The sequence below is a fragment of the Catellatospora sp. KI3 genome, assembly GCF_029948125.1.
GTDB lineage: Bacteria > Actinomycetota > Actinomycetes > Mycobacteriales > Micromonosporaceae > Catellatospora.
This window is the reverse complement of sequence record NZ_JASAMB010000016.1, coordinates 142329-155532: the sequence shown is the minus strand read 5'-3', so window position 1 is coordinate 155532 and position 13204 is coordinate 142329. Positions and strand designations below refer to the sequence as shown.

The 13204-nt window shown below is 74.7% G+C and carries 12 protein-coding genes; 2 read left to right on the top strand and 10 right to left on the bottom strand.

What is annotated here, in order from left to right:
• Positions 1-135: 135 nt before the first annotated feature.
• Positions 136-864, top strand: coding sequence for a bacterial transcriptional activator domain-containing protein (locus QEZ54_RS24255; protein ID WP_281307022.1), 729 nt, complete (start codon positions 136-138; stop codon positions 862-864).
• Between the two features lie 34 nt (positions 865-898).
• A complete protein-coding gene (locus QEZ54_RS24250) occupies positions 899-2260 on the top strand; it encodes a hypothetical protein (protein ID WP_281307021.1) in 1362 nt (453 codons plus the stop codon).
• A gap of 91 nt (positions 2261-2351) precedes the next feature.
• On the opposite strand, the gene QEZ54_RS24245 is transcribed toward QEZ54_RS24250, so the two are convergent.
• The 10 genes from QEZ54_RS24245 to QEZ54_RS24200 are packed head-to-tail and all read right to left on the bottom strand — an operon-like array spanning position 2352 to position 13187.
• Complete coding sequence (locus QEZ54_RS24245) at positions 2352-2762, bottom strand: VOC family protein (RefSeq protein WP_281307020.1); 411 nt, start codon at positions 2760-2762, stop codon at positions 2352-2354.
• Between the two features lie 18 nt (positions 2763-2780).
• Positions 2781-3194, bottom strand: a complete 414-nt coding sequence (locus QEZ54_RS24240; protein WP_281307019.1) for a helix-turn-helix transcriptional regulator — start codon at positions 3192-3194, stop codon at positions 2781-2783.
• A gap of 37 nt (positions 3195-3231) precedes the next feature.
• On the bottom strand, positions 3232-4980 hold the full coding sequence (gene treZ / locus QEZ54_RS24235) for a malto-oligosyltrehalose trehalohydrolase (protein WP_281307018.1): 1749 nt from the start codon (positions 4978-4980) through the stop codon (positions 3232-3234).
• A 35-nt stretch (positions 4981-5015) separates the two neighbouring features.
• The gene (locus QEZ54_RS24230) at positions 5016-6227 is read right to left on the bottom strand and encodes an MFS transporter (RefSeq protein WP_281307017.1); all 1212 of its coding nucleotides are present in this window, start codon (positions 6225-6227) and stop codon (positions 5016-5018) included.
• A complete protein-coding gene (gene treY, locus QEZ54_RS24225) occupies positions 6224-8533 on the bottom strand; it encodes a malto-oligosyltrehalose synthase (RefSeq protein WP_281307016.1) in 2310 nt (769 codons plus the stop codon). Before treY ends, QEZ54_RS24230 begins: the two co-directional genes overlap by 4 nt.
• Positions 8533-10035: a 4-alpha-glucanotransferase gene (gene malQ / locus QEZ54_RS24220; RefSeq protein WP_281307015.1), complete on the bottom strand. Its 1503-nt coding sequence runs from the start codon at positions 10033-10035 to the stop codon at positions 8533-8535. The genes treY and malQ overlap by 1 nt, the downstream gene beginning before the upstream one ends.
• Positions 10032-11429, bottom strand: coding sequence for a glycogen/starch synthase (locus QEZ54_RS24215; protein WP_281307014.1), 1398 nt, complete (start codon positions 11427-11429; stop codon positions 10032-10034). Before QEZ54_RS24215 ends, malQ begins: the two co-directional genes overlap by 4 nt.
• Positions 11426-12130 (bottom strand): HAD family phosphatase, encoded by a 705-nt coding sequence (locus tag QEZ54_RS24210; RefSeq protein ID WP_281307013.1) that lies wholly within the window; start codon positions 12128-12130, stop codon positions 11426-11428. The genes QEZ54_RS24215 and QEZ54_RS24210 overlap by 4 nt, the downstream gene beginning before the upstream one ends.
• Positions 12127-12402 carry a MoaD/ThiS family protein gene (locus tag QEZ54_RS24205; RefSeq protein ID WP_281307012.1) on the bottom strand — a complete coding sequence of 92 codons (276 nt, stop codon included), beginning with the start codon at positions 12400-12402 and terminating at the stop codon, positions 12127-12129. The genes QEZ54_RS24210 and QEZ54_RS24205 overlap by 4 nt, the downstream gene beginning before the upstream one ends.
• Positions 12402-13187 carry a thiamine biosynthesis protein ThiG gene (locus tag QEZ54_RS24200; RefSeq protein WP_281307011.1) on the bottom strand — a complete coding sequence of 262 codons (786 nt, stop codon included), beginning with the start codon at positions 13185-13187 and terminating at the stop codon, positions 12402-12404. The genes QEZ54_RS24205 and QEZ54_RS24200 overlap by 1 nt, the downstream gene beginning before the upstream one ends.
• Positions 13188-13204: the final 17 nt, after the last annotated feature.

Here is a 13204-nt window from a genome sequence, read left to right as displayed (position 1 = left end):
CTGGCACCGGGACGGGCGATCCGTTGGCAATCTGTCGGCACCGTCGGCAGACTCTCGGCAAGTGGCCGCCGGACCTGGCGACGGCGCGGGCGGGCCGCGACCCTGGCATCGAAAGCGATGCCAGGGAGGCCCCAGATGTACTCAGACAACCACCTCGGCCGACCGGTGCCCGCCGCCAAGCCCGCCGAGGCGCGGCGGGCGCCGCAGCCGGTCGCGGTGCGGCTGCACGCCTTCGGCCGGTTCCGCACCGAGGTCGACGGGGCCGCCTCGCCGCTGCCGCCGCTGGCCACCACCGTGCTGGCCCGGCTGGTGCTGGCCCGTGGCGGGCTGGTGCACGCCGACACCCTCTACCGCGACTGCTGGCCCGACCCCGTCCGCATCATGCGCCGCGAGCACCGGGTCGCGGTGCACAAGCGGATCCACATGATCCGGATGTGCCTGGCCGCGGGCGGGCGGGCGCCGCAGGAGGTGCTGTTCACCGAGCGCGCCGCCACGACCGGCTACCGCCTGATCCTGGACCCGAACCAGGTGGACATCCACCGGTTCGAGGACCTCGTCTGGCGCGCCGGGGCGGGCTGGGACAACGTCGCGGTGGACCTGCTGATCCAGGCCCTGGGCCTGTGGCGGGAGCGGCCGCTGCTCGGCCTGCACGACCAGGACTTCGTACGCGCCGGCGCGCAGCACCTGGCCGCGCTGCGCGAACGCGCCTGCCGCGACCTCGTCTCGGTCAGCCCGGCCCTCGGCCGCACCCGCGACGCCCTGCACGCCCTCGACCGCCTCCAGGCCGCCCAGCCGGAGGACACCGCGCTCCAGCAGCAGGTCGCCGCCTGGCGCGCGGAACTGCACGTCCGGGCCAACCGGTGACCCCGGCGCCCGCCACCCATCACGGAGGACACACATGCACAAGCGCAGATCCCGTACCGCGGCCCTGGCGGCACTGCTCGCGCTGGGCCTGACCGCCTGCACCCCCAGCGGCACCCCCGCCGACCGGACCTCACCGGGCCCCAAGCCCGCCGAGCGCAGCCCGGCCGACGTGGCGGTGCTGGTGGTGGACGACTTCCAGCTGACCGGCCCGGCGACGTCGCCGCCGGGCGGACCCGCCGAAAACTGCGCCGTGGGCGCGAACGTGGTCGGCTCCGGCGGCGCCGGCGACGACCTGCCGCTGACCGCCGTCACCCATGGCGAGCTGGTCTACCGTACGCTGCGCGACTCCCTCGACGCCTCGGTGAGCACCGCTCCGGTCACCACGACCGAACCGGCCCCGGCCCTGCCCAAGGGGTCGCCGCGCACGGTCGAGACGAGCGCCGAGTGGAAGCTGCCCGAGGGCGGGCGGGACTACCGGATCCGGCTGGTCGCCGTGGACGCCCCCGGTCACACCACCGCCGACGTCGTCGGCGGCCTGCAGGACATGCTGGGCAAGCTGGCCGAGGACGGCTTCCACCGCTTCGTGCTGAACCTCAGCTTCGTGGTGCTGCCCTGCGACCCGCTGGCGCTGCTGACCGGAACGGACCAGCGGGCGCTGCTGGAGTCGTACCTGGAGCTGGCCGCGGCCGATCCGGAGCTGCTCGCCGGGCTGTCGGACGCGCTGGGCATCCCGGCCGACGGCCTCGACCTGGCGGCGCTGAGCCGCCGGACGTCGGACGTGGACAAGGCGGTGCTGACCGAGCCGCGGCTCGGGCCGCTGCGCGGCTGCCTGGTCGACGGCGTCTACCGGGCGGTCGAGCGGGGCCAGAAGCTCGGCGAGAGCCCGATCGGCCGTCGCCTGGTCGAGGACGCGGCCTGGGCCCGGTTCCAGAACTCGGTCGGCCAGTCGAAGGACGCGCAGGCGGTGGTCGCGGTCGGCGCGGCGGGCAACGGAATCCGGTGCGGCAAGGAGCGCCGGGCGTCGTTCCGGTTCCCGTTCGCCCCGGCCCTGTGGGACGGCGTGGTCAGCGTCAGCGCGGCGAACCCGGCCGGCGGGATCATGCCGTACTCGAACTCCGGTGAGGTGAGGCTCGACGGCGAGGGGCCGTCCGCGCTGCTGCCCGGCAGCCACGGCACCTCGTTCGCGGCACCGCGCCTGAGCGCGTACGAGGCGGTGTACCTGCTGCGTACCGGCCGGATCCGCTGCGCCCCGACGGCGGACCGGCCGCCCCTGGCCTACGTCACCCACGCCGACGTCCTCAGCGCCGCCACCACGGGCGTCCTGCCCTGGAAGGACGAGGACCGCCCCGCCTGGCCCGCCTACTGCGCCGACTTCCGCACCGTCAGCGGCGCGTAGGTTGCGGCAGTTTCGGGGAAAGTGCAGGAATCGTCGTCGAGATTCGCGCACTTTCCCCGAAACTGCACGCCCGATCCTGGGTGCGGGGTGGTTACTTGGTCTGGTTGAGTCGGACCATGTTGCCGGCGGGGTCGCGGAAGGCGCAGTCGCGTACGCCGTAGGGCTGGTCCATCGGCTCCTGGAGGACTTCGGCGCCGGTGGCCTGGATGCGGTCGAAGGCGGCGTCGACGTCGTCGGTGGCGAAGATGAGCCCCCGCAGCAGACCCTTGGCGAGCAGCTCCGACATCCGCCGCCGGTCGTCGGGCGACGCGCCCGGTCCGGCGCCGACCGTCTCCAGCGTGATCTGGAGTTCCGGCTGGCTCGGCGGCACCAGCGTCACCCAGCGCATGCCCTCGAAGCTGACGTCGTTGCGGACTTCGAGCCCGAGCGCGTCACGGTAGAAGCCGAGCGCCCGCTCATGGTCGTCCACGGTGATGAAGCAGTGCGAAACCCTGATGTCCACGCAGCTCACCATACGGCGTCAGGACCCGGCGGGAGCCTGCCCGCCGCGTACCGGCCGGGTCATCATCTTGGCCACGCAGGCCGGGATCGCCGACCCGGTGTCATGCTCGCGCGCCCGGTACGCGCTCGGCGACTCGCCGACCAGTTCGGTGAAGCGGGAGCTGAACGAGCCGAGCGAGGTGCAGCCGACGGCGAAGCACACGTCGGTGACGCTCAGGTCGCCCCGGCGCAGCAGCGCCTTGGCCCGCTCGATCCGCCTGGTCATCAGGTGGCTGTACGGCGTCTCGCCGAAGGCGGCCCGGAAGCTGCGGGAGAAGTGGCCCGCCGACATCAGCGCCTCGCGGGCCAGCGCGGGCACGTCCAGCGGCTGGGCGAAGTCGCGGTCCATCCGGTCGCGGGCCCGGCGCAGCCGGACGAGATCGTCCCGGTTCATCCACCCAGCATCGCACGCCGGTCCGACCGCCAGGCGGTCACGCGACCCCGGTCACCACCACCGCGAAGGACTCGGCCGCCAACTCCAGCCCACTGCCGTGCCAGTCCGCCGGCCCGGAGGACAGCAGCAGCTCGCGCGGGGGCGCGTCCAGCGGCACCCGCTGCGGCTCGGCGGCGAGGTTGCACACCAGGCTCACCGCACCCCGCCGCACCACCAGCCACCGCCGCGCCTCGTCGACGTCCACGCCCACCCGGTCCAGCCTGGGGTCGGTCAGTTCGGGGCGGGCGCGGCGCAGCGCGATGAGGTCGCGGTACAGCTCCGCGATCCGCTGGTGCTCCGGCTCGGCCAGCTCCGACCAGCGCAGCTTCGACGCCAGGAACGTCTTGGGGTCGCCCGGGTCCGACGAGACCTCCAGCCCCCAGGTCGCGCCCAGCTCACGCCGCCGCCCCTGGCGGACCGCGGCGCGCAGCCCCTCGTCGTGGAACGAGACGAAGAACTCCCACGGCCCCCGGCTGCCCCACTCCTCCCCCATGAAGATCATCGGCGTGTACGGCGAGCAGAGCACGATCGCCGCCGCGCACCCGAGCAGCCCCGGCGACAGCGCCGCCCCGATCCGGTCCCCCTCGGCCCGGTTGCCGACCTGGTCGTGCGACTGCACGTAGACCAGGAACCGGCTGGCCGGGATGCGGGCCGTGTCCACCGGCCGCCCGTAGCCGCGCCCGCGGAACGTCGAGTGCCGCCCGGTGAACAGGAACACCTGTCGCAGCGCGTCGGCCAGGTCCCGCAGCGGGCCGTAGTCGGCGTAGTAGCCGTGCCGCTCGCCGGTCAGCGCGGCGTGCAGGCTGTGGTGCACGTCGTCGTTCCACAGCGCGGTCAGCCCGAACCCGCCCGCCTCGCGCGCGGTGACCAGGCGCGGGTCGTTCTGGTCGGACTCGGCCAGCAACGCCAGCGGGCGGCCGAGGTGCGCCGACAGCGCGTCGACGGCGACCGACAGCTCCTCCAGCAGGTGCACGGCCCGGCCGTCGCGCAGCGCGTGCACGGCGTCCAGGCGCAGCCCGTCGAGGTGGAAGTCGCGCAGCCAGGCCAGCGCGTTGTCCAGCACGTACCGGCGGACCTCGTCGGAGCCGGGGCCGTCGAGGTTCAGCGCCGGTCCCCACTTGGTCTGGTCGGCGAAGTAGGGCCCGAACCTGGGCAGGTAGGCGCCCGCCGGGCCGAGGTGGTTGTGCACCACGTCGAGCAGCACCCCGAGGCCGTGCCGGTGGCAGGCGTCGACGAAGCGCTTCATCGCGTCGGGGCCGCCGTACGGCTGGTGCACGGCGAACCAGAGCACGCCGTCGTAGCCCCAGCCGGCCTCGCCCTCGAACGCGTTGACCGGCAGCAGCTGCACGAAGTCGACGCCCAGCCGCACCAGGTGGTCCAGGCGCTCGGCCGCGGCGTCGAAGGTGCCCTGCTCGGTGAAGGTGCCCACGTGCAGCTGGTAGACGACGCCGCCGGCCAGCGGCCGCCCGTGCCAGTGCGCGTCCTGCCACCGGTGGGCGCCGTGGTCGTAGCGGCGGGTCGGGCCGTGCACGCCGTCGGGCTGCCAGGCCGAGCGGGGATCGGGCAGCGGGGTGGGGTCGTCGTCGAGCAGAAACGCGTAGTCCGCGTCGGCGGGCACGTCCGGCACGTCGGCGTGCCACCAGCCGTCGGCGCCGGCGGCCATGGCGTGGTCCTGCCCGGCGACCCGGACGGCCACGCGGGCGGGCAGCGGTGCCCATACCGAGAACCTGTACGTCCGCGCCGTCACCGTGTCCTCCGTCCCCGGCCTTTCCGGTGCGCTGGTCATCGGCCCGCCGCCGGGGCGCTGGCCCGGTGGCCGAACAGGAACAGCAGCGGGAGCAGCACCACCGCCGCCGAGCAGGCGACCACGGCCGGGTAGCCGACCACGCCGAGCAGCATGCCGGCGCCGATGCTGGACACGGCCGAGGCGGTCCACACGATCGCGTCGACGCCGCCCTGGACGTGCAGGCGCTCGTCGGGGGTGAGCGCCTGGGTGAGCAGGCTGCTGCCGCCGACGAAGGTCAGGTTCCAGCCGTACCCGAGCAGGAACAGGGCCACGTAGAGCGCGGCCGTCGCGGGCCACAGCGCGGCCGCGGCCGAGGCCAGGATCACCCCGATGCCCAGCACGATCGTGGTCCGGGCGCCGAACCGGTCGGCGAGGTGCCCGGACAGCGGCGCGAGCGCGAACATGCCCAGCAGGTGCGCGCTCAGCACCGCGCCGACCGCGCCCAGCCCGTGGCCGTGCATCTCCATCTGCAGCGGCGTCATGGTCATCACGCCGACCATGGCGACCTGGCCGCCGGCCATCGACACGATCGCCGCGCGCACCACCGGCAGGCGCCAGACGCGGGCGGGGGCCGGTCCGGCCGCCACGCCGCCGCGGCGGGTCCGGGTGGCGGGCAGCGCCGTCGAGGCCAGGCCCGCCACCGCGGCGCAGACCAGTGCCAGCAGATACGGTCCCGCGTACGGCCGCAGCCCCAGCCCACCGGCCAGCCGGGTGAGCGGCTCGATGAGGTTCGGGCCGATCAGCGCACCGACGGTGCCGCCCCAGACGAGCAGCCCGACCGCGAAGCCCTTGCGGTCCGGCGGGTACAGGTCGGCCGCGCAGTAGCGCGACAGCTGCGCGCCGCCGTTGCCGATGCCGAGCAGCAGCATGCCGGTCATCAGCACGGTCGCCGAGTCGGCCGCGACGGCGTACCCGGCGACCACCGCCCCGGCGACCGCGACCGCGTACCCGACCACCAGCGCGATCCGGCTGCCGTGCCGGGCCATCACCGCGGCCAGGGTCAGCGTGCCGACCGCCGAGCCGATGACCCCGGCCGCGTTGGGTATGCCGCTCCACACCGGACCGAGCAGCTGCGCGCCGAGCAGGGTGCTGACCGTGCTGGCGCCCACCATGGACACGTTGGTGGCGGCCGAGCCGGTGAACAGCACCGCCATCGGTCGGCGGCGGGTGTCCGGCACCGCGAGCCGGGTGGTGGTCGTCGTCGTCAATGCTTCCCCCGTACCAGTAGGGCCACCGGGTATCGCCGCAGCAGCTCGGCGACCCGGGGCGGGTCGGTGTCGACCGGTTCGCCGCTGATCAGATCGGTCCATTCGCCGGTGCCGTACGGCAGCGGCAGCACGGTGTCCGCCCAGCCGCCCGCCGCCGACAGCCCCACCGGCAGCCGGGTCGCCACGGCCACCACGTCGCGGCGCGGGCCGCGGGCGAAGCCGACGAGGTGGCCGGCGGCCGGGCCCTCGGCGTACACGGGTGCGTAGCCGGGCCACAGCTCGGGCCGGTCGCGGCGCAGCCGCAGCACGGTGGCGACCACGAGCAGCTTCGCCGCGCCGGTGTCGTCGACGTCGGGCCGCCAGCCGCTGTCGAGCTTGTCCAGCAGCTCGCGGCGGGCCGCGAAGTCCACCGGGCGCCGGTTGTCCGGGTCGACCAGCGACCAGTCCCACAGCTCGGTGCCCTGGTACACGTCGGGCACGCCCGGCCCGGCCAGCTGCAGCAGCTTCTGCCCGAGCGAGTTCGACCAGCCCGCGTCCCGGATCCGGTCGACGAACCGGGCGACGTCGGCGGCCACCTCGGCGTGCGCCGCCAGCCGCTGGGGCCAGCCCGTCACCGCGCGCTCCAGGTCCGGGTCGGGATCGGTCCAGTCGGTGTGCTGCCGCGCCTCGCGGGCGGCTTTGAACAGGAAGCCGCTGAGCCGCTCGGGCTCGATCGGCCAGGCGCCGACGAGGGTCTGCCAGGCCAGCGGCGCCAGCTCCGGGTAGCCGAGCGGGCAGCGCGCCTCCCAGCCGTCCATCGCGGCGAGGAACTGCCCGGGCACCTCGCTGAGCACCGCCAGCCGGGCCCGTACGTCCTCCGAGCGCTTGGTGTCGTGGGTGGACAGGGTGGTCATGGTGTGCGGCCAGGTGGCCTGGCGGGCCGTGTTGGCCGCGTGCAGCTCGCCCGGCGGCACGGCGAAGCGCTCCAGGTCGCCGCCGACCTCGTTGAGCGAGACCAGGCGGTGGTACCGGTAGAAGGCGGTGTCCTCGACCCCCTTGGCCATGATCGGGCCGGTGGTCTGCTGGATCCGGACGGCGAGCTCGCCGGTCGGCTCGGCGGTCATCCGCGCGGCGACGGCCGCCAGGATCGGGGCCAGGTCCGGGCGGCGGCCCCGCGCGGTCGCGACGGCCCGGTCCAGCGCCCACCGGTGTTCGGGCAGGTAGCTGCGGTAGACCGGGAACGCGGTCAGCAGCTCCAGCGCGGCGTCGTGGCACCGGGGCGCGGGTTCGCCGGGCAGCAGGGCGCCGATGAGCCCGGCGACGCGGCCCACCTCCATCGGCAGCAGCGTCAGCGCGATCTGCCGGCGGCAGGCCGCGTCCACCTCGGCGGCCGAGGCCCGCTGCCTGGCCTCGAACAGGTCGCGGCCGCCGGGGTCGACGAAGACGCCGCAGACCTCGCGCAGCGCGTCGTAGCCGGTCGTGCCGTCGACCGGCCAGGAGGCGGGCAGCGGCTCGCCGACGGCGGTGACCTTCTCCACCACGATCCAGGCGCCGGGCGCGGCGGCGCGCAGGCGGCGCAGGTAGCCGCCGGGGTCGGCCAGGCCGTCGGGGTGGTCGATGCGCAGGCCGGTGGCCTGGCCCTCGCGCACCCAGCGCAGCACCTCGGCGTGCACCGCGGCGAAGACGCGCGGATCCTCGGTCCGCAGCCCCGCCAGCGTGTCGATGTTGAAGAAGCGCCGGTACGTCAGCTCGGCCATGCCGCGCCGCCAGGACACCAGCCGGTAGTGCTGGCGCTGGTGCACCTGCCCGGGGGCGCCGCCGCCGGTGCCGGGCGCCAGCGGGTACCGGTGCTCGTAGTAGCGCAGCTCATCGCCGTCGACCGCGAGGTCGGCCAGGGCGGCCGCCCCGCCGTCGCCGTCGTCGGCCAGCACCGGGATCAGCAGCGGCCCCGCCGCCCAGTCGATGTCGAAGAACCCCGCGTACGGCGAGTCGCGGCCGTCCCGCAGGACACCCCACCACCACGGGTTGGCGGGCGGGTCGGCGATGCCCATGTGGTTGCAGACGACGTCGACCACGAAGCCCAGCCCCGCCCGGCGCAGCCGGTCGGCCAGGTCGCGCCGGGCGTCGTCGCCGCCCCGGTCGGCGTCGGTCCGCGCCGGGTCGACCAGGTCGTAGCCGTGTGTCGAGCCCGGCGCGCAGGCCAGCAGCGGCGAGCTGTAGAGCGCGCCGACGCCCAGCGCGGCCAGGTAGTCGGCCACCGGCGCGGCCCCGGTCAGGCTCAGGTGCGGTCCGAACTGGAGCCGGTAGGTCGAGGAGGGAGCCGCCATCAGCCGGTGAACCCCCGCGCCCGCCGCTGCGTGGCCAGCCGGTCGCGGCCGTACACCTCGGTCAGGCGGCGCAGCCGGAACTCGACCCCGGGCGTGAGCGACCGCTCGTCCAGCCGCCACTGCCAGTTCCCGGCGGCCCGGCCGGGGGTGTTCAGCCGGGCCTCGCTGCCCAGCTGCAGCACGTCCTGCATGGGCAGCACCGCCAGGTACGCCACCGAGCCGAAGATCGCCCGCGCGGACGACCAGCAGATGCCGTCGCCGACCCCGCCCAGGTACAGCTCCACCCGGTCGCGCTCGTCGGCGGTGGCCGTGTCCCACCAGCCGGTGGTGGTGTCGTTGTCGTGGGTGCCGGTGTAGGCGACGCAGTCGGCCGGGTAGTGGTGCGGCAGGTGCTGGTTCTCGTCGCCGGAGAAGGCGAACTGCAGCAGCCGCATGCCGGGGATGCCCGCGTCGATGCGCATCCGCTGCACGTCCTGCGACGGCGGGCCGAGGTCCTCGGCGATCATGTCGATGTCGGCGAGCTCCTTGCGGATCGCCGTGAACAGGTCGCCGCCCGGACCGTCCTGCCAGTGGCCCTGGGTGGCGTCGCCGGGCACGGGCACCGCCCAGTAGCGGTGGAAGCCGCGGAAGTGGTCCAGCCGCACGATGTCGAACAGGTCCCCCATCCGGCGTACCCGGTCGATCCACCACCGGTGGTCCTCGGCCGCCATCGCGTCCCAGCGGTACAGGGCGTTGCCCCAGACCTGGCCGTCGCGGCTGAACTCGTCCGGCGGGAAGCCGGCCACGAAGGTGGGCCGACCGGCGGCGTCGAGCTGGAACAGGTCCGGCCGGGCCCACACGTCGGCGCTGTGCGTGCCGACGAACATGGCGACGTCGCCCAGGATCTCGATGCCCAGCGTCCGGGCCTGCTCCCGCAGCGCCGCGTAGTGGCTGCCGAACAGGTACTGGGTGAACCGGTGGTAGTCGAGCTCGCGGGCCAGCTCCTCGGCCGAGCGGGCCAGCGCGCCGGGGTCGCGGCGGGCCAGCGGCTGCGGCCACTGCGTCCAGGCCCAGCCGTACCGGCGCCGCAGCGCCATGTAGTGGGCGTAGTCGTCCAGCCACCAGCTCTGCTCGCGTACGAACCGCTCGCTGTCGGCGGTCGGGGTGAAGTTCGCGAACGCCCGCGCGAGCAGCTTGTCCTTGACCTGCGCCGCCGCCGGATAGTCCACCGCGCCGCCGGGCAGCGACGGCAGGTCGGCCAGGTCGGACCGGTCGAGCAGCCCGGCGTCCAGCAGCCGGTCCACGCTGACGAACAGCGTGTTCCCGGCCATCGTCGCGTACGACTGGTACGGGCACCCGTCGCCGTCGACCGGGTTGAGCGGCAGCATCTGCCATACCGACTGCTCGGCCCCGGCCAGGAACTCCAGCCACTCGGCGGCGGCCGGGCCGAACTCGCCGATGCCGTAGCGGCCGGGCAGCGAACTGGGGTGCAGCAGGATGCCGCTGCGTCGGACCAGACTCAACGCCGATGCCCCTTCTCCCGGTCGGCGGCCGGCGGCCGGTACAGCCGCTCGTAGCTCGCCGCGGCCTCGTCCCAGGTGTACCGTGCCCGCATCGCCCGCTCGCGCAGCCGCGCCCAGCCCTGGCCGCCGCGGTAGCGCTCGATGCCGTCCCACAGCGCGCCCAGCAGCTGCGCCCGGTCGTTGCCGGTGAACGACAGGCCCAGGCCGGGGTCGGCCACCGTCTGCGCCATCCCGCCCACCCGCCGCACCAGCGGCACCGACCCGTAGCGCAGCGCGATCAGCGGGGCCAGCCCGCACGGTTCGAACTCCGACGGGGCCAGGAACATGTCCGAGCCGGCGTAGGCCAGCCGGGCGACCGGCTCCCGGCTGTCGGCGTGGAACGCCACGTTCGGGTAGAAGCGGGCCGCGCGGGCGAAGGCCCGTTCGAAGCGGTCGCCCCGGCCGACGAAGACGAACTGCGCGTCGAGCGCGGCCAGCTCGTCGACGGCCTCCAGCAGCAGCTCCACGCCCTTCTGCTTGACCAGCCGGCCGACGAACGCGACCAGCGGCACCGCCGGGTCGACGGGCAGGCCGCTCGTCCGCTGGAGTTCGGCCTTGCAGACCGCCTTGCCCGCCAGGTCGCCCACGTCGTAGCGGGCCGGCAGGTGCGGGTCGGCGCCCGGGTCGAACTGGTCGTAGTCGACGCCGTTCAGCACGCCCGAGTAGGCGCCGCCCCGCTCCCGCAGCAGCCCGTCCAGGCCGCAGCCGCGCAGCGGCGACAGCGTCTCGTCGCGGTAGCGGTCGCTGACCGTGGTGACCGCGTCGGCGTGGGTGATGCCCTGGGCGAGCAGGTTGCCGGTGCCGTACTCGGTCAGCCCCAGTTCGCCCGCCATGCTGTGCGGGAACAGCCCCTGGTAGGCCAGGTTGTGGATGGTGAGCACGCTGCGGCAGGGCGCGTTCAGGGTGCGCAGGTAGGCCGGGACGTGCCCGACGTGCCAGTCGTTGCAGTGCACCGCGTCGGGGCGCCAGTCGGCCGCCAGCCGGGCCACGGCCCGGGAGAACAGCACGAACGAGGCGAGGTCCTTCTCCACGTACCCCTCGGGGCGGTCCCACGGGAGCTGCTCGGCCGTGCCGACGGTGTAGTAGCGGACGCCGTCGTGCTCGCCCTGGTCGGCGACCTCGAACCGGGCCCGCGCGGTGCCCGCGGCGACGTCGAGTGCAGCGACCCGGCGCCCGGCGGGCAGGCCGGTGTACCGGGGCAGGAACAGGTCCACCCGGTGCCCGCGCCGGGCCAGGCTCTTGGGCAGCGCCTGCGCCACGTCGCCCAGGCCGCCCACCTTTACCAGCGGGAACACCTCCGATGTGGCGAAGTGGACGCGCAGCGGTCCGGTCCGGCCGCGCACCTCGCGGCTCACGCCCCCGCTCCTTCGCGGCGCAGCACGGCCACCGGCACCGCCGACAGCGCCAGGACCACGCCCTGATCGCCCGGCCGGGTGCCGACCGCGGCCAGGTCGGGCACCGTCCAGACCGCGCCGCTGGCGGCCAGGCGCGGATCGGCGCCGACGCCGACGCACACCGCGCCCGCGCTCACCGCCGCGGTCACCCCGCTGGGCGCGTCCTCGAACACCAGGCACCGCGCCGGTACGCAGCCCAGCCGGCGCGCGCCCAGCTCGTAGCAGTCGGGGGCGGGCTTGCCGTGCTCGACCTCGCCCCAGGTCACCCACGCCCCGAACGCGTCCCGCACGCCCAGCTCGGCCAGCACCCGCCCGGCCCGGTACGCCGAGGCGCCCGTCACCAGGCCCAGCCGCACCCCGGCCGCGCGCAGCGCGGTGACCAGCTCGGCGGCCCCGGCCACCGGCTTGAACGCCAGCTCCGGCTCGGCGGCGCGGACCGCGGCCAGCACCCGCTCCCGGCCGCCGTCGTCCAGGCCGCCGAAGACCGCGCGCACCGTGTGCTCCGGCGAGCAGCCCAGCACGTGGCTGTCGACGTCGTGCCCGCTCAGCTCGAATCCGTGGCCGGCGGCCAGGTCGCGCCAGAGCGCGACGATCGCGTCCTGCGTGTCGATCAGCACCCCGTCCAGGTCGAACAGGGCGCTGTCGAACAGCGGTGCGCTCACCCGCCCGCGACCGCGGGCAGGATGAGGATGGAGTCGCCGTCGGCGACCTGGGTGTCGAGCGAGTCCGCGGCGCGGACGTCCTTCTCGTTGACGTACACGTTGACGAACCGCTTCAGGGTGCCGTCGGCGTTGACCACCCGCGACCGGATGCCCCGGTGCCGCGAGTCGAGGTCGGCCAGCACCTCGGCGACCGTGCCGCCGTACGCGGTGACCCGCTTGGAGCCGTTGGTGTGGGACAGGAACACCGTCGGGATCTCGACCAGGACCTCCATCACCGGTCACCCCCGACCGAGTCCTCGTCGCCGGGCATCGCGACCGCGAGGTGCGCCAGGCGGCCCGCCTCGACGGCCGCGCGCATCGCGGCGGCCATCAGCAGCGGCTCCTTCGCGTCGACCAGGGCGGTGTTGACCAGCACCCCGGCCGCGCCCATCTCCATGGCGAGCGTGACGTGCCGCGCGGTGCCGAGTCCGCCCTCGACGATCACCGGCAGGTCGACCCCGTCGATGATCTCGCGGATGCGGCGCGGCTCCGGGATGCCCCGGCCGGACGCCACCGGGGCGGCCATGATCCGCAGCGCCGAGCAGCCGAGGTCCTGCAGCGCCCGGGCGTCGTCCAGGTCCGGCAGGATGAACGGCAGCACGCTGTACCCCTCGGCGCGCAGCACCTCGGCGATCTCGATGGTGGTCTTGTTGTCCGGGCGGTTGCCGTCGTCGCGGACGTCGAGCTTCAGGATGTCGATGCCGTACGAGTCGCGCAGGATGTGCGCGGTGTGCAGGGCGCTGGCCCCCGACCGGGCGAACGACGTGGTCCCGATCCACAGGTAGCGCTCCAGCGGCAGCTCGTCCTCCAGATCGGACAGCAGCAGGCTGGGCCGGTTGTTGTCGGGGTCGACGGTCGTGATGAAGATCTGCGAACCGCTCGCCTCCAGCACCTGCCGCACCAGGCTCGGTGACGTGTACTGCTCGATGCCGACCAGCAGCCGCGAGGTCAGCTCGTACCCACCGAGGTTGAGCCAGGGTTCCTGGACACCGGAGGACTCCAGCGCGGTCACAGACATTTATCGCCACCTCTCGT